This is a genomic window from Streptomyces sp. CA-288835 (assembly GCF_050936385.1).
Lineage (GTDB): Bacteria > Actinomycetota > Actinomycetes > Streptomycetales > Streptomycetaceae > Streptomyces.
This window is the reverse complement of sequence record NZ_JBNJMW010000001.1, coordinates 69,415-91,358: the sequence shown is the minus strand read 5'-3', so window position 1 is coordinate 91,358 and position 21,944 is coordinate 69,415. Positions and strand designations below refer to the sequence as shown.

General features: G+C 68.0%; 25 protein-coding genes. 17 read left to right on the top strand and 8 right to left on the bottom strand.

What is annotated here, in order from left to right:
- Positions 1 to 22 precede the first annotated feature (22 nt).
- From ACQEVY_RS00445 to ACQEVY_RS00430, 4 genes are all read left to right on the top strand, one after another.
- Entirely contained in the window at positions 23 to 1,480 is a 1,458-nt protein-coding gene (locus ACQEVY_RS00445) for a helicase C-terminal domain-containing protein (protein WP_432943593.1), read from the top strand.
- A complete protein-coding gene (locus tag ACQEVY_RS00440) occupies positions 1,413 to 1,592 on the top strand; it encodes a hypothetical protein (protein WP_432943591.1) in 180 nt (59 codons plus the stop codon). The genes ACQEVY_RS00445 and ACQEVY_RS00440 overlap by 68 nt, the downstream gene beginning before the upstream one ends.
- A 144-nt stretch (positions 1,593 to 1,736) precedes the next feature.
- Positions 1,737 to 2,039, top strand: coding sequence for a hypothetical protein (locus tag ACQEVY_RS00435; protein WP_432943589.1), 303 nt, complete (start codon positions 1,737 to 1,739; stop codon positions 2,037 to 2,039).
- On the top strand, positions 2,036 to 2,407 hold the full coding sequence (locus ACQEVY_RS00430; RefSeq protein ID WP_432943587.1) for a type II toxin-antitoxin system death-on-curing family toxin: 372 nt from the start codon (positions 2,036 to 2,038) through the stop codon (positions 2,405 to 2,407). The genes ACQEVY_RS00435 and ACQEVY_RS00430 overlap by 4 nt, the downstream gene beginning before the upstream one ends.
- Positions 2,408 to 2,427: 20 nt before the next feature.
- On the opposite strand, the gene ACQEVY_RS00425 is transcribed toward ACQEVY_RS00430, so the two are convergent.
- The gene (locus tag ACQEVY_RS00425; protein WP_432943585.1) at positions 2,428 to 3,357 is read right to left on the bottom strand and encodes a PIN domain-containing protein; all 930 of its coding nucleotides are present in this window, start codon (positions 3,355 to 3,357) and stop codon (positions 2,428 to 2,430) included.
- A 65-nt stretch (positions 3,358 to 3,422) separates the two neighbouring features.
- Between ACQEVY_RS00425 and ACQEVY_RS00420 the strand changes: the two genes are divergently transcribed.
- Entirely contained in the window at positions 3,423 to 4,157 is a 735-nt protein-coding gene (locus ACQEVY_RS00420) for a prepilin peptidase (RefSeq protein ID WP_432943583.1), read from the top strand.
- Positions 4,158 to 4,967: 810 nt separating this feature from the next.
- On the opposite strand, the gene ACQEVY_RS00415 is transcribed toward ACQEVY_RS00420, so the two are convergent.
- Together ACQEVY_RS00415 and ACQEVY_RS00410 are read right to left on the bottom strand one after the other, a co-directional pair.
- On the bottom strand, positions 4,968 to 5,174 hold the full coding sequence (locus tag ACQEVY_RS00415) for a DUF397 domain-containing protein (RefSeq protein WP_432943581.1): 207 nt from the start codon (positions 5,172 to 5,174) through the stop codon (positions 4,968 to 4,970).
- 5 nt (positions 5,175 to 5,179) lie between these two features.
- Positions 5,180 to 6,046 carry a helix-turn-helix domain-containing protein gene (locus ACQEVY_RS00410; RefSeq protein WP_432943579.1) on the bottom strand — a complete coding sequence of 289 codons (867 nt, stop codon included), beginning with the start codon at positions 6,044 to 6,046 and terminating at the stop codon, positions 5,180 to 5,182.
- A 1,003-nt stretch (positions 6,047 to 7,049) separates the two neighbouring features.
- On the opposite strand from ACQEVY_RS00410, the gene ACQEVY_RS00405 reads away from it, so the two are divergent.
- The 8 genes from ACQEVY_RS00405 to ACQEVY_RS00370 all read left to right on the top strand — a co-directional run bounded on the left by ACQEVY_RS00405 (position 7,050) and on the right by ACQEVY_RS00370 (position 11,685).
- Complete coding sequence (locus tag ACQEVY_RS00405) at positions 7,050 to 7,490, top strand: SRPBCC family protein (protein ID WP_432943577.1); 441 nt, start codon at positions 7,050 to 7,052, stop codon at positions 7,488 to 7,490.
- Positions 7,491 to 7,676: 186 nt separating this feature from the next.
- The gene (locus ACQEVY_RS00400) at positions 7,677 to 8,522 is read left to right on the top strand and encodes a GNAT family N-acetyltransferase (RefSeq protein WP_432943575.1); all 846 of its coding nucleotides are present in this window, start codon (positions 7,677 to 7,679) and stop codon (positions 8,520 to 8,522) included.
- Between the two features lie 182 nt (positions 8,523 to 8,704).
- Positions 8,705 to 8,920, top strand: a complete 216-nt coding sequence (locus ACQEVY_RS00395) for a hypothetical protein (RefSeq protein ID WP_432943573.1) — start codon at positions 8,705 to 8,707, stop codon at positions 8,918 to 8,920.
- A gap of 382 nt (positions 8,921 to 9,302) precedes the next feature.
- The gene (locus ACQEVY_RS00390) at positions 9,303 to 9,875 is read left to right on the top strand and encodes a hypothetical protein (protein ID WP_432943571.1); all 573 of its coding nucleotides are present in this window, start codon (positions 9,303 to 9,305) and stop codon (positions 9,873 to 9,875) included.
- 141 nt (positions 9,876 to 10,016) lie between these two features.
- Positions 10,017 to 10,346 carry a transposase gene (locus ACQEVY_RS00385; RefSeq protein WP_432943569.1) on the top strand — a complete coding sequence of 110 codons (330 nt, stop codon included), beginning with the start codon at positions 10,017 to 10,019 and terminating at the stop codon, positions 10,344 to 10,346.
- On the top strand, positions 10,334 to 10,933 hold the full coding sequence (locus tag ACQEVY_RS00380) for an IS3 family transposase (protein WP_432943567.1): 600 nt from the start codon (positions 10,334 to 10,336) through the stop codon (positions 10,931 to 10,933). Before ACQEVY_RS00385 ends, ACQEVY_RS00380 begins: the two co-directional genes overlap by 13 nt.
- 2 nt (positions 10,934 to 10,935) lie before the next feature.
- Positions 10,936 to 11,253 carry a transposase gene (locus ACQEVY_RS00375; RefSeq protein WP_432943565.1) on the top strand — a complete coding sequence of 106 codons (318 nt, stop codon included), beginning with the start codon at positions 10,936 to 10,938 and terminating at the stop codon, positions 11,251 to 11,253.
- Positions 11,254 to 11,493: 240 nt separating this feature from the next.
- The gene (locus ACQEVY_RS00370; RefSeq protein WP_432943563.1) at positions 11,494 to 11,685 is read left to right on the top strand and encodes a hypothetical protein; all 192 of its coding nucleotides are present in this window, start codon (positions 11,494 to 11,496) and stop codon (positions 11,683 to 11,685) included.
- An 834-nt stretch (positions 11,686 to 12,519) separates the two neighbouring features.
- Here ACQEVY_RS00370 and ACQEVY_RS00365 read toward each other — a convergent pair.
- Complete coding sequence (locus ACQEVY_RS00365) at positions 12,520 to 13,176, bottom strand: hypothetical protein (RefSeq protein ID WP_432943561.1); 657 nt, start codon at positions 13,174 to 13,176, stop codon at positions 12,520 to 12,522.
- 220 nt (positions 13,177 to 13,396) lie between these two features.
- Between ACQEVY_RS00365 and ACQEVY_RS00360 the strand changes: the two genes are divergently transcribed.
- The 4 genes from ACQEVY_RS00360 to ACQEVY_RS00345 all read left to right on the top strand — a co-directional run bounded on the left by ACQEVY_RS00360 (position 13,397) and on the right by ACQEVY_RS00345 (position 17,152).
- A complete protein-coding gene (locus ACQEVY_RS00360) occupies positions 13,397 to 15,901 on the top strand; it encodes a DnaB-like helicase C-terminal domain-containing protein (protein ID WP_432943559.1) in 2,505 nt (834 codons plus the stop codon).
- Entirely contained in the window at positions 15,901 to 16,482 is a 582-nt protein-coding gene (locus tag ACQEVY_RS00355) for a hypothetical protein (protein WP_432943557.1), read from the top strand. Before ACQEVY_RS00360 ends, ACQEVY_RS00355 begins: the two co-directional genes overlap by 1 nt.
- A gap of 60 nt (positions 16,483 to 16,542) precedes the next feature.
- Positions 16,543 to 16,761: a hypothetical protein gene (locus tag ACQEVY_RS00350; RefSeq protein WP_432943555.1), complete on the top strand. Its 219-nt coding sequence runs from the start codon at positions 16,543 to 16,545 to the stop codon at positions 16,759 to 16,761.
- 187 nt (positions 16,762 to 16,948) lie between these two features.
- Positions 16,949 to 17,152, top strand: coding sequence for a cold-shock protein (locus ACQEVY_RS00345; RefSeq protein ID WP_432943553.1), 204 nt, complete (start codon positions 16,949 to 16,951; stop codon positions 17,150 to 17,152).
- 166 nt (positions 17,153 to 17,318) lie between these two features.
- On the opposite strand, the gene ACQEVY_RS00340 is transcribed toward ACQEVY_RS00345, so the two are convergent.
- Genes ACQEVY_RS00340 through ACQEVY_RS00325 form a run of 4 tightly spaced genes read right to left on the bottom strand, consistent with a single transcriptional unit; the run spans position 17,319 to position 21,643 of the window.
- Positions 17,319 to 18,764, bottom strand: a complete 1,446-nt coding sequence (locus tag ACQEVY_RS00340) for an FAD-dependent monooxygenase (RefSeq protein WP_432943551.1) — start codon at positions 18,762 to 18,764, stop codon at positions 17,319 to 17,321.
- A gap of 22 nt (positions 18,765 to 18,786) precedes the next feature.
- Positions 18,787 to 20,700, bottom strand: coding sequence for a polyprenyl diphosphate synthase (gene uppS / locus ACQEVY_RS00335; RefSeq protein WP_432943549.1), 1,914 nt, complete (start codon positions 20,698 to 20,700; stop codon positions 18,787 to 18,789).
- Entirely contained in the window at positions 20,700 to 21,086 is a 387-nt protein-coding gene (locus ACQEVY_RS00330) for a DUF6114 domain-containing protein (protein WP_432943547.1), read from the bottom strand. The genes uppS and ACQEVY_RS00330 overlap by 1 nt, the downstream gene beginning before the upstream one ends.
- Positions 21,083 to 21,643 (bottom strand): DUF6230 family protein, encoded by a 561-nt coding sequence (locus ACQEVY_RS00325; protein WP_432943545.1) that lies wholly within the window; start codon positions 21,641 to 21,643, stop codon positions 21,083 to 21,085. Before ACQEVY_RS00325 ends, ACQEVY_RS00330 begins: the two co-directional genes overlap by 4 nt.
- Between the last annotated feature and the right edge of the window lie 301 nt (positions 21,644 to 21,944).

Sequence of the window (21,944 nt, the reverse complement as noted above, 5' to 3'; positions counted from 1 at the left end):
GGGCGGCTGTGTCGCTTGGGGCGTGCAGGGGCGCTGGTGTTCCACAGCCAGGATCCTGGCGCCGGTCGCGCTCAACCCGCAGCTCGACCCCGAGGCCGTACGGCTGCTGGCCCGCCAGTTCGCCAACGGAGACCGGGACGGCGACGGCATCGCCGAGGACAAGCCGGTCAACGTCGTGGTCCTGGTGCCCAGCGAGAAGGCCGCGAAGGCCTGGGAGAACCACGCCGACCGCACCTACCGCGTCGGCGACCTCGCCGTCGGCGTCAAGGAACTGCAGGCCGGCCATGTCGGCATGGTGGTCCTGGTCAACAAGTACGACGGCGTCGACCTGCCCGCGGACGTCTGCCGCCTGCTGATCCTCGACGGGATCCCGCGCCTCCTGGACGCGGTGGAACGGCGCGAGGCGGTCGCGCTGGCCGACAGCTCCGTCCGCCTGGCCCGGGAGGTGCAGCGGATCGAGCAGGGCATGGGCCGCGGTGTACGCGACAGCGAGGACTACTGCGCCGTGCTGCTGCTCGGGGCCAACCTCGGCGTCGCCATCCACGAACCGCGTCACCTGAGCCTGTTCTCGCCCGCCACCCAGGCCCAGCTCAAGCTCAGCAGCGACATCGCACGGCAGATCAAGGGCGAGGGCCTGAACTCCGTGCGCCAAGCCCTGCGGGCCTGCCTCGGGCGGAGTCCCCAGTGGACCGAGCGCAGCCGCCGGGCGCTGGCCGAGGTGCGATACGCCCCGCACGGGACCGTACGCCCGGAGGCCGTCGCTCTGCGCGAAGCGTTCGACCTGGCAGCAACCGGACGGACCACCGCGGCCGCCGACCGCCTCCAGCGGACCACGAACGACCTCGACGACCAGGCCCTGCGGGGCTGGCTGCAAGAACAGAAGGCCGCCTACCTGCACATGACGGATCCCGTCGCGGCACAGCAGGTGCTGACCCGCGCGCTGGACGAGAACCAGTTCGTCCTGAAGCCCGCGGGCGGCGTGGAGCCGACCCAGATCAAGGCGGCGGCCGTACAGGCCCGCGAGGCCGCTCAGTTCCTGGCCGCCGAGTACGGCGACGGCGTCAACCTCGTCCTCGGGGTGAAGGCACTGCTGGAAGAAGTGGTGTGGGGCGATGAGGACCGCGCCGACGACGCCGAACGGGCCTGGGAGCGCCTGGGCCGGCACCTCGGGTTCGTGAGCACCCGGCCGGGGCCCGGACAACCTCTGGGCCCTCTCGGTCGCACGGCAGGCCGTGATCGAGCTGAAGACCGGGTGCGTCACCGACACAATCGCCAAGAAGGACGCGGACCAGCTCGGCGGCAGCATCCGCTGGCTCAACAAGAACAACCCCGAGGTCAAAGCCCTGCCCGTCATGGTGCACCCCAGCCGCATCTGCGACGCCAAGGCCACCCCGCAACCGGGGATGCGCGTGGTGACCCCGGCAAAGTACGAGCTCCTGAAGCACGCGGTCGTCCAGTACGCCCTCGCGCTCGCCAGTGATCTGGGCCGATGGGGCGACGAACAGGCCGTCGCCGCGCAACTCGCCCACCACAAGCTCACGGGAGACCGCTTCTTCGACACCTACTCCGAGGCCGCCCGCACCAGCACGTGACCATCACGCACCCCGACCGAGCCGACATCAACTGGCACGTTCGCTGAAGACTTGAAGGGGCACCCGCCGTCGACCGGCCGCTGCCCCTCTCTTCTTGCCCGAACGCTGTCGGCAGGGAGCGAGGCCGCTGGTACCGTCGCTCGTATGGACCAGAACGGATCCCCGGTTCCACCCTTCGACCCGGAGGAGTACGCGCGCGTCGCGGCAGCCGCCGACATCGTCGGCAAGTCCCCCCAGGACTTCGTCCGCGAAGCGGCGCTCAAGGCTGCCGAAGACCCGTTCCTCAAGGCCCTCGGCAAGACCCGCGACCGCGTCCCGCAGCTCGCCGAGGTCTTCGCCACCCAGGACACCCACGCCGCCGACACCGGCACGGCCGCGTGGCCTGACCCCGCGCCCATGGGCAGCCGCGACCTGCACGAGTCCCAGCGGCACGGTCACGCCGCGTGACCCGGTTCCTCACCCCGCAAGAGCTCCTGCAGATCGCGCAGACCCTCCCGGGCGACCCGGCCTGTCTCGACCTGGGCGTGCTCGACGGCGCCTGCGCCCGAGTCCAGGCCCACTACATGGGCCGCGACGTGTACGCGAGCGACTGGCTCAAGGCCGCGGCCATGCTGGAGAGCATCGCGCTGCACGAGCCGCTGGAGGCGAAGAACGAGTTCTTCGCCTGGCTGGTTGCCGAGACGTTCCTCAACACCAACGGCGTCACGCTGGACTACGAGCCGGAGGAAGCCCTCGCGCTCGTCATGCGCGCCAAGCACAAGGGCGCCAGGGTCCAAGAGGTCGCCGCGCAGCTGCGCACCTGGTCCACCGGCTGAGACCCCGGCCAGAACCCCGTCTATCCGTCTCCGTCGGCGGGCACCTCGAACGTGATGGCCTGCTCGTTGGAGGCCTTCTCCGCCGCACTCAGCCGCTCGATCTTGTACTTCTCGTCCAGAACCTTGGCCTTCAGCCCCCAGGACAGCGCGCGAGCCCGCATCCCATTGTCACCAGTGACCACCGTGACCGGGGCCGGCACAATGGCCTGCTGCAGATAGCAGGCGCGCGCGACGATCTCATCGTCGTTGTTCGGCAGCCGCACATGCCCGGGCTCGTCCAAGAGCACGTCAACGACGGTGTCCTCGTGCACCACCGCGTGGCCGACGGCCTCGATCTGGGCCAGAGTGCGCTCCAGGAGCGCGAAGACGCCGCGCGCCCGCTTGCGGACACCGGTGTCATAGGTCTCGTACGACTTCTTGTCGATCTCGTCGAGGACGACATGCGGGATCATCACGGACGTGCCGCGACCGAAGAGCCGCTGCCAGGGGATCTTGTCGAAGCGCATGTAGTGCAGCAGGTCGTTGGTGTCCAGCACCACCGTCCGCACGCGATGGCGCGTGAACCGGTCCTGCATCCGGCGCAGTTCATTGGCCAGCTCCATGAAGTGCGTCCGCAGTTCCTGCAGTTCGGTGTTGATCAGGAGCGTCCACCGGCCCGGGTGGGTGAACTGGCCGTGCACGATCGCGTTGTAGCGCTCGCCCCGCAGGCGTGCCGTCACCGACCGGTCGGCAAACGCGTCCAGCAGATCGGTCGCGGCCTGAAGCGTCCACCGGTCGTACTCGCCCACCACCCGGTTGACGTCCAACTCCCAGTTCTCGGGCAGGCCGGCCCTGGTGGAGCCGACGAAGTGGTGGGGTACTGCGTTCTGGACATCGTTGAGCCCCTGGTCGGTCAGGCGTTCCAACAGCGTGATCGCCTCAACACAGGTCGTTCCAGGCCTCAACAGCATGCACGTGCTCCTTACGGTACGGGCCATCCGTGTCACCGGATGGAGCTGAGCTTAAGCTCCGTCCGGTGGAGACGTTCTGGATCATCGCGGCGGCGGTCTTGTGGGGTGCCGGCACCGGCCTGCTCATACCGCGCGCTGTGTACCGGCTTTCCGTGCCCCCCGATGAGCCGTGGCGGGCTGCGTGTCCCGCCGGACACGCCTTCACCGGCGCCGGGAACGGATGGTTGGGACGGGCCCGCTGCGCCGACTGCGCCTCGTACGGCCCCAGCACGCCCGTCCTCGCCACGGTCACCGCTACGGTCTGCGCTGTCCTGGCGGCCGCCACCGGTGCCCGCCCCGAGTTGCTGGTGTGGCTGCTGCTCGTCCCGGTCGGGGTGCTGCTCGCCGTCGTCGACTTCGCGGTGCACCGGCTGCCCGACGTGGTCACGCTGCCGCTCGCGGCGTCGGCTCTCATCCTGCTCGGTGGTGCCGCGCTGCTGCCCGGTGCCGGCGGCAGCTGGAAGACCGCGCTGCTCGGTTCCCTCGCGCTCGGGGCCTGCTACCTGCTGCTGTTCCTGATCAACCCCAAGGGCTTCGGCTTCGGCGACGTGAAGCTAGGCCCTGCGCTCGGGGCTGTCCTGGGCTGGTACGGCTGGGGAATCCTACTCATCGGCACGTTCGCCGGATACCTGTTCGGCGCGGTGTACGGCGTCGGCCTCATCCTCGCGCGTCGTGCCGGCCGCAAGTCAGCGATCCCGTTCGGCCCGTTCCTCATGGCTGGAGCATTCGCCGGGATTCTCCTGGGTTCCCGTGCTCTGTGAACTTCGAGGGTGGCTCGCCGGTGTGACTAGCTAGTGGGGCGTGCCATGGGCATCCGTGCTCTGCCCGTCTTCCAGCGGGGCGGGTGGGCCTTGTCCTGGCATCGCGCATGGTCCGGGCGAGTAGGTATGCGAGCGATCTGGCTATGCGAGAGCGGGATGAGACTGGTTCTGGGAACGAGTTCTGGCCCCGCCTACGGGCTTGGGGATCGCCGTGGTGGCAACGGTCGAGCCGAGCGAAAGGCTCGCAGCGGCTATTGCCTGACGGCCTGGCACTTCCGCGCCCAAGCTGGTCACCGCAGGAGCCAGGTGGCGCCGCCGCCGGCGACAGCGGCGGCGAGTGTGAACAGCCGGTGGGGAAGTGGCGGATGGTTAGGTGTACTCCGCCGACGCGTAGTTCGAGGAACGGCTCACGCTGCTCGGCGGACGTCCGGGGGTCCTGGGACCGTTTCGTCGGTCTGCCTTTCTGGGCGTACGGAACGAGGGCCGTACACCGGGAAGCGGAACGGCACGGACGATATTGGCTGCTGTGGTTAGCCATGCAAGCGTTTCTGACCTGCGACTTCTCTTGAATGCGCGGCTGCGGCATGCGTGGGGCAAGCAGAGCAACCCCTTGCAGACCCGCACCCTACGAAGGGCACGGCGGAAGGGTCAGGGCCTGGCGTGGGCGCGGTGCGGCCTGCTGTGGGCCCGTTGCCGTTCCTCGCGGTACGTACGAGCGGGCCCGCCGCTCCGTAGACGGAGCGGCGGGCCCGCGGGGGATGTGATTGGGTCGCGGCGACGAGCCTCGACGAGGTGTGATCGACCGGTTTCTTACACGTGGGTCTTCGCGTAGTCGATGAACGCGCTCCAGGCGGAGGGCGCCAGCGCGAGGGCAGGCCCCTGCGGGTTCTTGCTGTCGCGTACGGGCACCACGCCCGGGACCTGCGCCACTTCCAGGCAGCTCTGGTCACCGCTGGAGTACGACGACTTGACCCAGTCGAAACCGGTCTTGGCGGCGTTCGGATAGGGCTTGCTCACGGGCGTCAGTCCATTTCCTGTATGGCGGCGCGAATGCGGGCGATGGATTCCTCAACAGGAAGGGCTTCCGAGTTGAGGCGGCGGAACAGCGTGGTGAAGATTTCCACCTGCGCGGGTTCCTCGTAGTAGACGGTGTCGATGAGGCCGTCGGCGTACACGACGTCGGTCTCCGCGGGCTCCGGGAACGACAGGATGCCGAAGGGCCCGTGCAGGGCCGAGTTGATCGCCGCAGCGGACGGCAGCGCCTGCACCTGGATGTTGGTCTCGGAGGCCTGCGTGGCGAGGTAGTCGAGCTGCTCCCGCATGACGTCCGAGCCACCCACGCGGTGCCGCAGGCTCGCCTCGGTGATGATGGACCACAGGCGGAGCGGAGCGCCACGGGAGAAGACCTGCCTCCGCTGCCCGCGCACTTTGACCTGCTCCTGGACGTATTCGAAGTCGTCGGCCTTGTCGGGCCGTTGTTCCCGGATGACTGCTTCTGTGTACGCGGGTGTCTGGAGTAGTCCGGGGATCAGGCCGGTCTCCACGACATAGAGGTCGGAGGCGTCCCATTCGAGGGCGATGTAGTCGGCGTACGCCGACTTGAGGGTGTCCTCGTACTGGGACCACCAGCCGCGCTCGCGGCCGTGCCGGGCCAGCTCCTGGAGCCGGGCGCGAAGCGCCTGGTCGTCGACGCCGTAGAAGTCGAGGAGCACTCGCAGGTCGAGAGGACGGACGCCCGACTGGGCTGCCTCGATGCGGCTCATCTTGGACTCGGCGCACTGGAGTTCCTCGGCGGCCTGGGCGAGGGTCTTGCCGGCCCTGGTACGGAGATCGCGCAGCATGCGGCCAAGCCGCCGCTGGCGCACGGTGGGGTTCTTGTTCACGGCCACAGCGAGCGTCCTCCCCATATTCGCTGCTGTCAGTGTCGCCCAGGTGCTTGGCGCGGAAGAACCCACCGGGCGCCTCGGCCCACGCCTTCCAGATCTCGGGCGTGAGCTCGGACAGCGAGCCCACCGGGGGATCTGCGGCGGCCATGGACCGCAGAAAGTGCCGCACGCTCCGGTCATAACTGGTGCAGCTCTGCGCGCTGTCCCAGTACGCCCTCGCTCGTCGGGCGAAGGCGGCCGCCACCTCGCGGCGCAGTGTCTCCGACCCCGGCAGCGTGGCGTAGTCGTACGTGCCCAGGTCCTCGCCGCCCTGTCCCACCGGGCTGACCACCAGCCCGGAGGAGTCCACGATCTCGCGCCGCCGGTATCCGGCGGGCGGCAGCGGTGCGCGCTTGCCCGTCGGGCTCATGCGACATCCAGGATCAGGCCGGTACGGCGCGCCAGCTCGGCGAACAGCTCGGGGGCCGACCACCGATGGTGCAGTGCTCGCGCGGATCGCAACGCCGTCATGACCCCTTGCGCACCGGAGTCCCAGTTGGATGGCTTCTAGAGCCTGTCCGATGGGTCAGGTGACCTGCCAGCCGGTCGGTCGTTCCTCTCGGTATGGGGCGGGGCGATCTATCTGATGACGAATGGACTCGGCTGGAACCTCACCTGCCGAAGAGCACAGGCCGAGGAGGACGGTGGCAGTTTCACCGCCAGGTCATCAACGCCATCGCCACGCCCTATGACAAGAGGGCGTACGTCTTCCACGGGACGGTCACCGTCGCCGCGATCAGGCTATGGCTCGGACCGTGAACTGCAAACATCGGACACCGTTAGGCATTCTGACAGCCGTAGCGCGGCCTGTACCAGGCCACCTGCTCGGCACTCATCGAAGCGCGAAGACGGCCGAGGGGTCGCCGCCGATGCGGCACGCGGAGGTCCTGCGCTCGGCCTGACGGCTTCCTGGCATGCCAAGGGGTCCGGTGGGACGATGTTCTTATATCTAGTCAAAGGGGAAGAAATGACTGCGATCAAGGAAAGCATCGATATCGCCCGCCGCCCCGAAGACGTCTTCGCGTACGTGACCGATCCCTCGCATCTGCCCGAGTGGCAGGCGAGCGCCGTATCGGCCCACACGATGGGCGACGCCCCTCTGACCGTGGGCTCGAAGATCCAAACGGTCCGGCGGGTCGGCCGTCGAGAGATCCCGATGACCATGGAGGTGACCGAGCTGGATCCTCCGAGGCGGTGGCACTTCCACGGTATCGACGGCCCCATCCGAGGGGATGTGACGGGCACGATCGAGCCGCTCGGCAACGGGGAGCGGTCGCGTATGACGTTCTCCGTCGACTTCGAGACGCACGGGATCGGCAAGGTGATTGCGCCGCTCGTACTCCGTCCGCAGCTGCGGAAGGAGTTGCCGAGGAATGAGGAGAAGCTGAAGGCGTTGCTTGAGGCGTGAGCCCTGCCGGGGTGCGGGGGGTCACCGCCAGGGTGCCGATGGAGGCCGGCTGGTCGACCACGACCAGCACCTTCCCCACATGACTCGTCGGACACTGCCGAAGCCCTGTCGGCGTCGCCCTTCCTTGCCGCGTGGTTTCTTGCTCTGGACAATGACCCGATTGCTCCGGTCCTCAAGGTGGTCATCGTGTCCGACCCGGACGACCCGCAACAGACTCCCGCCGCTGCACCGACCGGACCGGAAGGCGGCGAGGAGAGCACCTACGAAGCGGCGGCGGAACACCTGCGGCGGGTGGTCTCCTGGTACAACGAGCGGATCCTCGCCGAGCGCCGGGCAGAGGCCCCCGACCGGGACCGCCTGGAGCAGCTCATCGCCGCGAGGAACTCGTGCGCCGACGACCGGAAGGCCCTCGAGGACGCGGGCCCCGAGGATGTGGCGCGGATCGCGGCCGAGGCCGAGGAACGCTTCACGCGGCTGACTGCAACCGAGCAGTACATCGCCGGCGGGCTCGGCCTCCTCGCGCCGCAGTACTTCGGCGGGGCCCCCGTACTCTCAGCGCTGCTCAGCGCCGGGTGCGTGGCCCCCGAGGAGCGCGGCGCCCGGCTCTCCGTCGACAGGCTCGCCGAACGACTGCGCCACCTGCGCGAGCAGGGTGCGGTGATCTCCACGCTGTGGACGACATCGAGCGGGTACGTCCGCCGACGCGGCTGGGAGGATCCGGTCTCCGTCTTCGCGTGGTCCATCACCACCGACGACCTCAAACGGGCCTTCACCCGCTCCGGGATGCCCGTCGCACACGGCCGGACGAAGGAAGCCGACGAACTGCAACGCCACCTCGCCCGGCAGTGGAACGGGCCCGTCCTGCGCCTGGACTGGTGGCCCGCCTGGCTCGACGGTAAGCAGCAGCTGACCACGTACCGGTTCGGCCCGTCACAATCCCCTGCGGGGCTGCTGTCGTTCAACATGAAGCGAAGCGCGCGGCACGGGATGGAGCTGACCGTGCACGACTTCTGGGCCGCCGACGCGTCGTAGGCGGACAGGAGCGGGATGGCACGTGTCCGCGGGTCGCGGACACGTCGGATGATGGTGGCCAGGACGTCGGCCAGTTCTGGGCTGACGAGCACGACTCGCTCCTGGTCGGTCTTGGACGGAGCGATCTGCAACAGTGGGACGATCTCGCCGGTGGTAGGCAGCCGGTACTGGATCAGGGCGTGATGGCTGATCTCCAGCATCTCCTCGATGCGTGCGCCGGTGTGGCGCAGGAACTCCACCGCGGCCCAGGCCCAGAAGGCGCGATGCTCGGCCTGGCCGAAATGGCGAAGGGTGCCCTGCTCGTCCCGCGCACCGGCGGTCGTCGCGTTTTTGGTACGGACGAAACCCGCGTCGCCGATCGTGAAGGTTGCACCAGGCGGAACGGCGAGGGGGCCTGAAGGCGGGCCGATTGCTGAGCGTGGTGATCGGCCGCAGCTTGGACGAAGGTTTCCATGACGGGCAGTCGCTCGCGCGTTCGCTGGTCCATGCGGGCCTTGCGCCGCTTGACGCGCTTGCAGTTGGAGACTTCAGCCTCCTTGATCGGACAGGGTGCTGCCCAGGGTCCCCACCGGGCGGGTTCCTCGGCCGCCCAACGAGCGATGTCCTGGTAGAAAGCCCGCACCGCCACGAGCAACTGAGGAACCGCGACATTCGACGCGACGTCATACACGACATCACTGCTACCCCCGATCTCGTCGATCTCTCTTGGACGTTGTTGTTGCTGTCGTCGGCGGATGCGTAGTGAGAGGTGAAAAAGGTGAAGTCACTAGGTTCCCGCCTATGAACGGTGCTGTACTCACTTTGGTCGTGGCCGTTGTGGGTGTGGCTGGCACACTGGCATCCGCCCTACTTACGCAACGTGGCGCGACAAAGGCCAAACGCATGGAGTTGGAATACGCCGAACGTCAGCGAGCCACAGATCGGGAGATCGAAGAACGCCGTATCGCACTAGAGACCCGTCGTGCATGCTACGTGAAACTTCACCAGGCAATACGCCATTATCAAGCCATGCTCTATAATCATGTTCACACTTTGCTCAGGGAGGCGACGAGCGACGAGCAGTGCGCCGAACTAGAGGCGGCTCGCTACAGTGTTCGTGATGCTTATGCAGAGGCTCTGATGGCGGTATTCGACGATGTAATGGACCAAGCCGTCGATCTCGCCGCACGCCTGGATGTTGTCTACCGTCTGGTTAAGCGCTTTGACTCTGGAGTTCAGGATTCAGAGGATTCTCTAGACGATGCGCGTAGGCAACTGAAGGATGTCTCTGATGGGATCCGCTCCATGAGGCGATTGATGCGGGCGGACCTTGGCATTGCAGAATGCGAACCTCCTTCCGCTGGGGATTCTTGATCGAGTTGCAGGACTACGGTGATTAGGCAGTCGCCTGAAAGGGCTGCTCACGCCTGGTCCGGCTACGAGAAATGACGGCTCGACGGAAAGTGAGATTCCCCTCCTGCTGTGGAGACCGTGACCGGAGGGATAGTTGGGGTCATGGCATCCAAGAAGCGCCTCTACGATGCGGAGTTCCGCGAGGGGGCGGTACGGATCGTGATGGAGACCGGGAAGCCGATTCCGGAGGTGGCTGAAGATCTGGGCATCCATCCCGGGACGCTGCACAGTTGGGTGTCGCGGGCGAGGCGTAACGGGTCGCCGTCGTCGGACCGGCCGGCGGCTGAGCCCTCTGGTGGCTGGCTGCGGGAGAGTGAGCGGGCGGAGCTGGAGCGGCTGCGGGCTGAGGCCCGGGAGAAGGACAAGCGCATCCGCGAGTTGGAGATGGAGCGTGATGTGTGCAAGCGATTCGTGGCCTCGTGGGTGAAGTAGCTGACGGGGACCCGGCCGTCGCGGTCGGGGTGATCAGCGGCTGCAAGGCCGAGCAGAAGATTCCGTACCGCACCGCGTGTCGGGCGCTGGGGGTGTCGGAGTCGTGGTTTTACAAGTGGCGTGAACGACCGCCCACCGCGCGGGAGATGCGACGACAGCGCCTGGCGGAGGAGATCGAGGAGATCTTCCGCGGCTCGGGCGGCACCTACGGTTCGCCGAAGGTGTTCATCGAGCTGATCCGCCGAGGGTGGCGGGTGTCGGTGAACACCGTCGCGAAGCTGATGGCCGAACTCCGCCTGGCCGGACGGAAGATCCGCAGGCACCGGTCGCTGACCAGGCCGGGCAAGCGGGCCGCGGCTCCGGACTTCGTGCGCTGGGACTTCAGCGCCGAGGAACCGGACCTCGTCTGGGCGGGCGACATGACCGAGATCGACACGGGCGAGGGCAAGCTCTACCTCGCCACCGTCATTGATCTGTTCTCCCGTCGGCTGCTGGGCTACGCGATGGGCACCCGGCACGACGCCGACCTCGTCGTCGCGTCCCTGCACATGGCTGCGGCCACCCGGGTGGCGACGTCCGTGGCGTGATCATGCATACCGACAGGGGCAGCGAATACTGCTCGGGGAAGTTCAAACGGACCTGCCGCAAGCTGGGCATCACCCAGTCCATGGGCAGAGTCGGATCTTGTTTCGACAACGCCGTGAGCGAGGCGTTCAACAGCGTGCTCAAGGTCGAGTACGTCCACCGGCACACCTTCGCCACCCGCACCGAGGCCCGGATCAGGATCGCCACCTGGATCACCGACTTCTACAACACCAGGCGCCTACACAGCGTATGCGGGTTCAAGAGCCCGATCGACTACGAACGCGAGTACCGAGCCACCCTCGCCGAGGGACTGGCCGCATAGACCGTCTCCACACTGCGAGGGGATTGACAGCTCCGCACCTGGGTCATCCCGCCAGACGAATGGGCGGTGATCACGGAGAAAGTGGCTCAACGTCAGTTACCGAGGATCCGTCCCCTCACTCGCTGGAGTCCAGGCAGGCATCTTGCGGCGTCAGTCGTCATCTGGGCCTGGGCCACACAGGGCTACTGTTGGCTCGCGCCAATGCTCCACCACCAGCGCCACCGCCTAACCGCACCGCAGATGAGTGAGACGAGGCGCGAAGCCGGACGCATCATCCGCGCCGACCCCCGCGATGGACAGGGCAGCGTCCAGCGGCTTCTGAACGAGACGCTGTGGGACTACTGCAGTGATCTCACCGTACGCATCGACACCGGGCTGCCTGCGACAGGCGCGGCCTGCAGTGGCCCCCTTGCGGACAACAGGACCTCATGAAACTCGTTTGGAAAAAACGGCTGGCCGCACCGGTGGTTCGAGTGGGCGATTTCAGGCGGCCACGGAGCGATTTCTGGAAGCGGAGGATATCTGCAGTCGGTTGTGACCGGTCACGCGCAGGGGCGGTGCGGCAGTCGAGTCTGCCGGCGCAGGTGGCAGACTTCTTCTTCGGCGTCTGCGCGTCGACCGTCTCCCGGCATTGCGCGGTCGCGTCCCGCGTCGTGGTGTAGGGGATCAAGCGTTACGCATTCCGGTACGAGGCTCCAGGCGATCTTCGTCGATTCGGCGGTCCACGAGGCGCCCTGTTAGGGCGGAGTTCAGTCCCCGGGCGTGAGGAGCCACCGCCGCCGTCCGCGGATTCCGGAGACTTGATCGGCCAAAGGTCCTTGCGTGTCGCGCGGCTGCCCGCAGTTCGGGCATTCGGCTTCCAGATGGATCCGAAGCTCGGTGCAGGCGAAGACGATGGGCAGGTGCCAGAGCTTGAGCCATGGCCCGTCGTGCAGTTGCTGGGCCAAAGTGCCGTCCGCCAGGCAGGAGGGGAAGAAACGGGGCGCGCCGACATAGAGCCATGCGTCTGGCCTCATCAAGCGCCCTGGTCCGGGCTGGGGCCGGGCGATCGGAGGAGAGCGGTCACGCCACTGCCCCAGCGCCAGAGGGTAGACTTCCCCGGCCGTCTGTTCCGTGAGCCAGGCGAATGCTTCAGTCTGAGGCTTGGGAAGGCCCCGCAGCAATCGCCAAGCACTCTCCGCAGGTCAGCGTAGTGCGGGAGTGGGTCTGGGCGGGTGAGTTGGAACCACGTGGTGCTCCGACGCTGCGCCCACCTCCGTCGCACGTTTATGGCTGTCTAGCTGCGATGGTTCGTGGGGCGAAGAGATGCTCTCCCTGTGTCACCTGGGTCCAGACGAAGACTGAGGCTTCCTGGCGTTTGCGGTCATCAAAGTCGGGTCGTATCGATCTCGGCAGTGGCTGCATCGTGTTGATCAGGGTGATCCAGATGGTCCGGTCGAGTGCCCAGCCTCGAAGCGCCTCGCGTCTGCGCCGGTAGTCGACGAAGAGGCGCGGATGCGCCCCCAGTTCCGAAGCAAGTTCCCGGAGTGCCGCATCGAGTTGGGTCGGATCGCAACCTGCTTGTGCCCAGAATCGGGGCTCGCTGGCAACTTTGAACCGGACTTGATTGGGGTTGATCCCGAGGAACTCTGCTGCGTCGCTCCGCGAGCCGCCCATGGCCCACTGAACGAGTTGGACCGCAGCAGCCCGACGAAGGAACTTTGGAGCATGGCCGCAAAAGCGGGCGAGGTGGCGTTGATACCAGTCGTGCTCCAGGAACGCCGGGATGTGCTCAGCCTCCAGGTCCTGGAAGGGCTGCTCGGTGCGGGCGGCGACGATCGCAGCCGCGCTTCGAGCCCTCGGGTCACGGAAGACACGCGCCCACGGCCCGAGTCCCAGCTGAGTGAGCTGCGGTTCAGCCTTAGCGAGAACATCAAGCAGCACGCGGAGGGCACGGTCCGCTCCCTCGAAGGCCGGGGCCCACAGCCCCGGCCTTCGCACTGTCGCGGCTGTTCCTCGGTGCCGACAGCGGCACTTCAAGCCGTCAACTCACACCGAAGAGCCCCGCAAGTGAGTGAAATACACGAAAAACATTATGACTTTAGTCAATAAAGTGAGTGAATCTATGTATCTTGGTGGGGAGTTGAGTGTTCTAGGAGGGTGAGTGAGTCAGTCACCTCAGGCAGAGTCCGCGATGAGCGCGACCGAAGCCCGTAAGGATCTCTACGCCCTGGTCAAACGCGCCGCGGAAGACGGTGTTGCGACGCTGATCCGCAAGCGGGAGGATCGCGCTCTCCTGGCGCCGTTGGACCGGTTTCCGGCAGCCCGGCAGCCTGAGGCGTTCCCGTCGCATGTGCTGAGCGCGGCACAGAAGAACTTCGGTGACCTCGTCACGCTGGCGGCTAAGGGGCAGCCGCAGGTGCTCCGGCGGAACACCACGCCAGTCGCGGTACTGCTCCCCGTCGACCCCGCCTCAAGTCCCCTCGCGTCCGACACGACCGCGCAAGCCGGCGCGGCGCCCGCAGGAGGAGCGGTGAACAGCGAAGGCAATCAGGACCGCGGCAGCGCACGGCGCAGGCTCGCCACACTGGGCGACGCCGTCGGTTCCGTGCTCACCTCCGGCCCCGCCAGTGGTCCCACATTCGGGCTGCCCGGCCTGGACACCTCAACGGGCGGTCTGCAGCCGGGACGGCTGACGCTTGTGGCGGCCGCCCCGAGCGTCGGCGGAAGCCTGCTGGGGCTGGCGGCCGCACGGCAGACGGCGCTCGTCGACCGCCGCATGGTCCTGTACGCGGCATCGGGACCGAACCGGGACGACATCTTCCGCCGGATCATCTCCGCGGAGACCGGGGGCGACTACCCGCGTCTGAAGCAGGGCCGCCTCACCGAGCACGAGCAACAGGTCGCCCACCAGCTGGTCCAGGCGGGCGACCTGCTGCTCATTGATGACGGCAGCAACCTGACCGCCGAGGACATCGCGGACACCGCCCCGCACATGGAGGGCCTGGCCCTTGTGGTCGTGGACCGGCTCCAGGCCGCCCACAGCGCCCGCCTGCCGCTGTCCGGGGACCGTCTCCCGGGCGCCTCCCAGGTCCTGGCCGGCCTCGCGCGCACCCTGCACGTGCCGGTACTGGCCGTCGTCGACAGCGACGACCCCACGCTCCTTGGCCTGATGGACGCCGACGTCCTGATGACGCTCACAGCGACCGCAGACCCCTCCAAGGTCCAAGTGACGGTAACGGAACGCGACTTCGGCACGATCGGCTCGGCCAACCTGCAGCCCGACCTGCTCCACGCCCGATTCACCGACGCCCCCCAGAGCCCGGCGACGCAACTGGCGGAAGCGGCGCTGCCCTTCACGTCCGGCGCCCAGCAGGGACTGCCCGCCGAGGCCACGCGCGTGCTGGCCGCCCTGCGCACAGCGGTGGGCGACGGTGACGACGCAGCGGTGGAGAGCCTCGGCGACGAACTGGTCTCCGCCTTCAAGTCGGTGACGCAACTGCCGCACACAGCCGAGGGCCGCCGCCTGGCCAACGCGCTGCATGGCTACCACCCCGGGCTACGCGCCCACTGCCCTGCCCTGCACACCAGCGCTGACACGGGTACCTCGGCCGCCGACGCCACCCAGCAGCAGGCACCCACGGATCGCCCTGCCCGTGCCCAGCCGACCGCGGACACCGAGCAGACCCCGGACGAGGAGAGCGAGGACGACGCCTGGGTACAGCCGGGCGACGAGGAGGAACCGAAGGACACAATCTTCCCCGCCCTCAACATCCTCAAGGACTGCATGCAGCGGTCGACGTACCACCCCATCCCGGTGATCCGGAAGGACGACCGGGGCGGGGAGCCGTGGACGATCTTCCGTGAGGTCATGGACGGCGAACCGCGCTGGGTCCACCCCGACATCACGACCGAGAAGACCAGGCCGGGCAAGCGTGACCGGCTCGTCGTGCCCGACCAGTTCGGTACCGGCCAGCTGTGCGTCATCGACCGCAACGGCTCCTACCCCTCGGCCTGCTCCGCCGTGCCGCTCGCCCCAAACAAACTCCAGCACACCGGGCCCCTGGAGGAGGTCGGCAAGGACCGCGCCGGGGCGTTCCTCATCACCATCCCCGCCTGGAACCACCGGAACATGCCGCACCCGCTGGGCCGCCTCGCCGAGCGGACCGATGACGAGGGCCACGTCTGGGTGACCACCCCCCACGTGCGCCAACTGCAGAAGCTCATCAAGGCCGGACACATCACCGAAGAGCTGATCGTCCACGACTCCTGGACCGGCAAGGCCAACGAATCCCTCTTCAAGCCCTTCTACGCCAAGGCCCGCGAAGCCCGCGCCGAGCTCGTCCAGACCGGCGGCGAGCCCTACACCGAGTACAAGCGCCGCCTGTCCATCGCGCTGCGCCTGCTGTGGCCCAAAGGCGAGAAGGTCAACTCCCCTTTCTGGCGTCCCGACTGGCGCATGGCCCTGGTCGCCGAGGCCTCCGTACGGCACTGGAGCGTCGCCCACCGCGCCGTCCAAGCCGGACACACCCTCGTCGCCCTCCGCAACGTCGATGAGGCCGTCTTCTTCACCCCGGACGGCCAGGCGCCCGACACCTACAAGGTCGGGACCGGATTCGGCGAGGTCAAGGTCAAGACCGAGCCCGCCGCGCCGGGAAATGAGCGCTGATGGCCACGGGAACAGGGGGCTCTCTCGGCGCCGCCCTCAATGAGCTCCTCCGCGACTTGGGCGTCCAGCCCCTGCGACGCCTGTCCACCTACCACGCAAAGCACTGGCACACCCAGCTGAGCCAGCTCACCCACACTCGGCGAGGCTACGAGGCCCTGGAACGCGCGGGGCTGACCGTCCAGCCCGAAACCCTGATCAAGTGGCTGTCCGATCCGGAATACAACGTCCGGCGCAGCTACCGCGACATCATCCACGCTGCCTACGAGAACGCGGCCATCGTTCCCGCCGACCCCATTCCCCAGTCCTTCAAAGACGGCCAGTTCGAGATCAGAGGCATCGTCAAGACCGGCGACGACGAGCGCATCCGCGGAGAACTCAGCGACACCGGCAGAATCACCGCGCCCCTGCGGATCGACGGCCGAAGCGGCAACTGGGTTGAGATCGAGCGTAAATGGGCTGAAGGCGAACTCACCGACGACAACTTCGAGGACGACTTCATCGAGTACGTGATCATCGAAGACATCGGTGAAGGCACCGACGGCTGGGAGTTCCCCGGCACCTCGTACACCGTCACCGTCTAACCCTGCCCGGTGCGACCACGCCGAAGGCAGAGCGCAGTGACCGCGGGCTGCGGGGGTGCGATGACCGATGAAGTCGGCGTCATCACCGGCGACCTCACCCTCGCTACCACCGCCCTGCCCGGCGGACGCGCCGCCGTCACGATCCAGTACACCGGTGCCGCGGAGTGGTACACCCTGACCGGCAGTCTCGTCCCGCTGCTCCCCGGCCAACTGGCCGCGCTCCACGCCGACGTCGTCGAGCGTGTCCGGCAGGGAGGCGGGGCATCAGCCCCGCACTGATGCGGCTCTTGCCCAATGTTGCTCTCTGGTGGCGGCCGGTTTCGCCGTGTAGCGTCGCTGTCAGATGTCGTGGTTCGCATGACCTGCCCGCGTTCCGGCGTGGGCGCTTTGCTGTGCGGTGCCGGACCAGGGCGATCACCTCCGGGTCCGCGCGGTGCGGACCCGATAGCGACTGAGAGGCACGAGCATGGCACGCGGAACCGTGAAGTGGTTCAACGCCGAGAAGGGTTTCGGCTTCATCGAGCAGGAAGGCGGCGGCCCGGACGTCTTCGCGCACTACTCCAACATCAACGCCACCGGCTTCCGCGAGTTGCTGGAAGGCCAGGCGGTGACCTTTGACGTGACGCAGGGCCAGAAGGGCCCACAGGCGGAGAACATCACGCCCGCCTGACCTCGCGAGGACATCATCGGGGCCCCGGAGCACGTCCTCGTGCTCCGGGGCCCCGATGTATTCCGTGCCGACGAGCGCGACTGCGTGGATTTCCCCGTCGACGTCGCCCTCGCCGAGCTCGTCCCGACCCTGCCGGTTGGGCCGGCTGGGCCCGTCCAATGTCCACTCACGGGCGGCCGGTCGCGCCGTCTTCACGTTCGCCGTGACCGGGCCTGGGAGCTTTAAGTTCTTTCGGGTCGCCGACTGCTGGTTTCCGAGGCGCGGGAATGTCTTTCCAGGGCGGTTGTTGCAAGGGGGCGGTCCGAGGTCCTAGAAGGGCGGGCAGTACGGCTCTGGGGTCCATGAGGCGGGTGAGTGGACTTGTGCAGGTCAGGACGTCCGCGAGCGCTTCCCTGAGTTGGGGCCAGTCGTGGGAGGAGTCGAAGGCTCGGATGGCGCAGTGCCGGAGGAACCGGACCGCAAGCGGTGGGGCGGGGTTGAGGTACAGCAGGCTGAGGACGCGGTCGACGAGCCACGCCTTGGCAGTGGTCCGGTCGATGGCGCGCTGCAACCGGCGGCCACTGCCCGGTTGGCAGCCGCTTCTCAACGCGTCCTGGAGAGCGGCGGCGCTGTGGGCGGCGACCGACAATCCTTGCGCCAGGACCGGATTGAAGCTCGCGGCAGCATCGCCGAGCATGACGAAGCCGTCCGGCCACTCGCGCAGGGCTCCGGCGGAGTGGCGCCGCCACGTCATACGCCGTGTCAGGTGGACGGCGCCCACTGGTTCGGCGTCCGCGATGAGGTCGGCCATGAGTGGGTCGCGTAGTTGCCTGGCGTGTTCCAGGAACCGCTGATGGTCCCGGTAGCTGTTGTCGGGTTCGGCGCCGAAGGCTCCCAGCAGGGTCACATGCCAGTGCCGGTCCTCGGTCTGGATCAGAACCGAGGCGTGCAGGGGGCCGGAACGACGGAAGTCGGGCTGGATAGATACGACGGGGAATTGCCCGTCGAACGCGCGTGCAGGGCGGAAGTAACGGCTGGCGTAGCCGGCGCGCCACTGCACCGCCTGGCGTCTCGGGGCGGGCATATTCAGCTGCGTGAGCCATTGCCCGGCCCCGGAGGCGCGTCCTGTGGCATCGACGACCAGGTCCGCTGTCAGCGTCTCGGTGGTGCCGGTTGTGTGATCGCGGATCTCTGCTCCGTTGACGCGCCGGCGGTTCCCGGTCAGGCCAAGGGCTTGCGTTCCGGTGCGGAAGGCGATTCCCGGCAGACGTGACACATGCTGCTGCAGGACCCAGTCGAGGAGGTCGCGGCTGCAGACGATGGCATAGTGGCGGCCGGCAGCGGGCTGTGCCCAACCGCTGCCGGCCAGCAGGAGCACGTCCCCCGACTTCCTGATCTTGCGGGCGCCGGCTGCGATCCACGCTTCGGTGATCCCGGGCACCAGCGCTTCGGCGGCGTCCGCCCCGCCCGAGTAGAAGGAGTGGCAGTGACGTGCCTGGGGCACGCCTCTGCGCGGGCCGGGCTGTTCCGGGAGTGTGTCTCGTTCGATCACCGTGATGCGGTCTGCGTACGGGGCGACCGCGGCGGCGGCAAGGCTTCCGGCGAAGCCGCCGCCCAGGACAAGCACGTGCACCGTGGTTGCCGTTCCTTACTGTCTAGGCTTCTTGTGACGTCCCGCTTGCCGCGGTCGCGCTGTCGTTGTCGTCCGGGGTTGGTGCGGGGTGGGGGACGCGGGGGACGGAGCCGTAGCGGCGGTTCCTGCTCGCGTAGCGTTCGATGGCTTTCCACAGGTCGCGGCGGTCGAAGTCGGGCCAGTAGGTGTCGAAGACCATGAGTTCGGCGTAGACGGCCTGCCAGGGCAGGAAGTTGGAGGTGCGCAGGTCGCCACCGGTACGTAGCAGCAGGTCGACGTCGGGCAGTTCGGGGACGTGGAGGTAGCGGCTGAAGGCCTGTTCGGACAGGGAGCTGGGTGCGGTGGTTCCGGCGGCTGCTTCCTGGGCGAATTGTGCCGCGGCGGCGGTGATCTCGGCGCGACCCCCGTAGTTCACACAGGCCGTCAGGGTCAGGGCTGAGTGGTCGCGGGTTGCCTTCTCGGCCTCGGTGAGGGCTTCGACGACTTCGATGGGCAGTCCGGCGGGCAGTCCGGCCCATCGCACCCGCACGTCCAGCGGCCTGCTGTCTTTATACACGCGGCCAAGGCAGGCCGGGATCTCATACATCAGTGCCTGGAGTTCCTCGGCGGGCCGTTTCCAGTTCTCGGTGGAGAACGCGTAGACGGTCAGGTGGCTCAGACCGATCTCGAGTGCACCGTGGACGACGTCGATGATGGCGTCGGCGCCGGCCCGGTGGCCGTCGGAGCGGGGCTTTGCGCGCTCGGTGGCCCAGCGGCCGTTGCCGTCCATGATGATCGCGACGTGGCGGGGCATCGCCTCGGCGGGCAGCTGCGGCGGGCGGGCCCCGGACGGATGGGGTTCTGGTTCAGCGATCGGCCGTCGCTCTTCCTGAATCTTGCGCAACGCCTGGCGCGCGTTCGCTGCCTCTGTCCTGAAACTGGTTCCGGAGGCCGCCGTCGGCGCCGGTGAGGGACGCAGAGAAACAGGGAAGAAGGTCCAGGCCAAGGCGGCCTTGGCCCGTGCGGGGGCGAGCACCCGCTGGCGTTGCTGCCAGGGCAGGGCAGGCCGGCGTTGCAGGAGCGCCCCGGGGTCGTGAGCTGCCGAGGTGAGCCGCACCCGATAAAGGTCGGTGTAGGTGGTGAGCGCGGTGCCGATCGCCGGATGCAGCACCGGCGGCACCATCGCCTGGTCGAACCATTGACGTGCCTGGTCGGTCAGGCGGTGCACCATGTGCGCGAACGCAGGGGTGGGTCGCCGGGCGAGCAGCTCCTCGCGACGCACGCCGTCTTCCTCCAGGGCCTCGGCCGGGAGCGGCACATGGCCGCGGTCGAGGTCGTCGGCCAGGTCGACGAGGGCGTCGGTGAGGTAAATGGCGTCGACCACCGTCTGCCACGCCAAGGCCACGTCGGGCGCACCGGCGGCGAGGGTTTCCGGTTCCAGTGGCAGGCCAGCGGCCCTGATCAGCAGGGACGCGGTGCGCAGCACGAGCGGAGTGTTGATCAAGCTGGAATAGCACCGCCACTCCTGCCAGGTGGCGAACTCCCGGCCGTTGACGTCCTGGCGCAGCTCTTCGAAGAGGGTGTGCAGGAACGAGGTCGACAGATTCCATGTCAGGGCGCTGTGGAGGAGGGCCTGCCGGACCGGGTCGGTGCTGTGGCGATCGCGCATGTCCGCGTCGAACGCCGTGATCCACTCCTCCAGGTTCCGGGCACGGTCGGCCGGACTGACGCCGTGGGCGTCGGCGAGGTCGTCAACGGCGCGCACAGCCCCGTACAGGGCCCATGTGGCCACCCGCAGGGGCGGCGGCAGCAGCAGCGAGGTGGCGTACTCGATCTCGCCGGTATCGCGGGTGGCACGCCGGCAGGCTTCGAAGCCGCGGCGCAGAAACGGGTCGTGGATGCCAGCACGGCGGTACACACCGGACAGCGACACGCGCAGGACACCGGACATGCTCATCACTGCTCCGCTGAGGCTGGGGAGGCGCTTGGCGGGACCCAGGCGAGAGCGAGGGCACTGCCGACGGCGGTGAGGAGGAAGCCGACCAGCAGGCCACCGACGTTGGCCGCGATCAGGCTGACCAGCGACAGGACACCTGCGAGGACGCCGGCGAAGTGGCGCAGTGCCGGGTTCCACCACGTCGTTGCTCCCGCGGCGACCAGCAGTGCGCCCAGAGCCCAGGATGATGCGCCTGCGATGCCGGTGAACTGCAGGAACCCCAGGCCGGCCCAGGAGACGCAGATGAGCTCCAGTCCTCCCAGCCCCAGCAGCAGACCGGCCAGGAAGGGCCGGTGGCCGCACCACAGCCGCCAGCGGCCCACACTCCCCATGCCCGCTTGGGTCACGACGCCCCCTTGCCCTTGTGGCCGGAGCAGCCGCCGGTGCCGCGGTCGACGGCGATGTCGATGCCATGGGCGGTGATCGTGCCGGCTGTGAAGGCGTGCGGCTGCGTCGTCACCCCGCGGCCGGTCATCTTCTGCGCCCCCACTGAGAACAACCCTGTCGGCTTCCGCGCCGATACCTGAGGGGTATTCAGCTGGGCACCGGAGAGCGTCACGGACTCGGCCGCGGCCATGCCCGTCTCGGCCGACAGGCCGCTGGCCGACGCCCGCTCAATACGTGCCGTGACCGTGACCAGGCCGACGACAGGCAGTTGCGCGGTGGAGGTGGTGCAGGCGTCCGTGACCTCCCCCTTCTCCATCCGGGTGACCAGGGCAGGCAGCACGCCGCCTCGGCCCGACACCCCGGGAGCTGCCGTCACGTTCGACCCTGACACCTGTTGTGCGTGCACGGTGAGCGGAACCTGCCCGGCGAAGGCCACCGACACCATCCCCGCGGCGCTCCCGGCCAGCAGCGCCGAGGCGCCGGCCAGCATGGGTGTCAGTGCGACGACGAAACGCACCTTGCTCGTACGTCCCGTACGCGGACGACTGCCAGCCCGACCGCGACGCCACGGCTTTGCGCGGAAAAGAGGCTGTTCCTGGTCATCGGAAAAGATCACGAGCGGCCCAACGAGCCGCGCCACCAGAGGTGTCGGCCATCACACCATCTGTTGAACGCCGCCCCAGGTCCCGTGACGGCCCCCGGCCCCGAGGTCGTTCACCGTGCGATGACGAGCCGATTCCAGGCCACCTTCGCGGGACGAACCGGGGTTCCTGCCGCTGGCCGTGTACGACATGTCCGACGACGGCTGGCGGAAACTC

Excerpts from the sequence above, each read along its gene's own strand:
- ACQEVY_RS00395 (WP_432943573.1), top strand. The coding sequence starts at position 8,705 with ATGGCTGATCTCCAGCATCTCCTCGATGCGTGCGCCGGTGTGGCGCAG.
- ACQEVY_RS00370 (WP_432943563.1), top strand. The coding sequence starts at position 11,494 with ATGAGTGAGACGAGGCGCGAAGCCGGACGCATCATCCGCGCCGACCCC.
- ACQEVY_RS00425 (WP_432943585.1), bottom strand. The coding sequence starts at position 3,357 with ATGCTGTTGAGGCCTGGAACGACCTGTGTTGAGGCGATCACGCTGTTG.
- ACQEVY_RS00345 (WP_432943553.1), top strand. The coding sequence starts at position 16,949 with ATGGCACGCGGAACCGTGAAGTGGTTCAACGCCGAGAAGGGTTTCGGC.
- ACQEVY_RS00390 (WP_432943571.1), top strand. The coding sequence starts at position 9,303 with ATGAACGGTGCTGTACTCACTTTGGTCGTGGCCGTTGTGGGTGTGGCT.
- ACQEVY_RS00385 (WP_432943569.1), top strand. The coding sequence starts at position 10,017 with ATGGCATCCAAGAAGCGCCTCTACGATGCGGAGTTCCGCGAGGGGGCG.
- ACQEVY_RS00350 (WP_432943555.1), top strand. The coding sequence starts at position 16,543 with ATGACCGATGAAGTCGGCGTCATCACCGGCGACCTCACCCTCGCTACC.
- ACQEVY_RS00355 (WP_432943557.1), top strand. The coding sequence starts at position 15,901 with ATGGCCACGGGAACAGGGGGCTCTCTCGGCGCCGCCCTCAATGAGCTC.
- uppS (WP_432943549.1), bottom strand. The coding sequence starts at position 20,700 with ATGAGCATGTCCGGTGTCCTGCGCGTGTCGCTGTCCGGTGTGTACCGC.
- ACQEVY_RS00435 (WP_432943589.1), top strand. The coding sequence starts at position 1,737 with ATGGACCAGAACGGATCCCCGGTTCCACCCTTCGACCCGGAGGAGTAC.
- ACQEVY_RS00405 (WP_432943577.1), top strand. The coding sequence starts at position 7,050 with ATGACTGCGATCAAGGAAAGCATCGATATCGCCCGCCGCCCCGAAGAC.
- ACQEVY_RS00375 (WP_432943565.1), top strand. The coding sequence starts at position 10,936 with ATGCATACCGACAGGGGCAGCGAATACTGCTCGGGGAAGTTCAAACGG.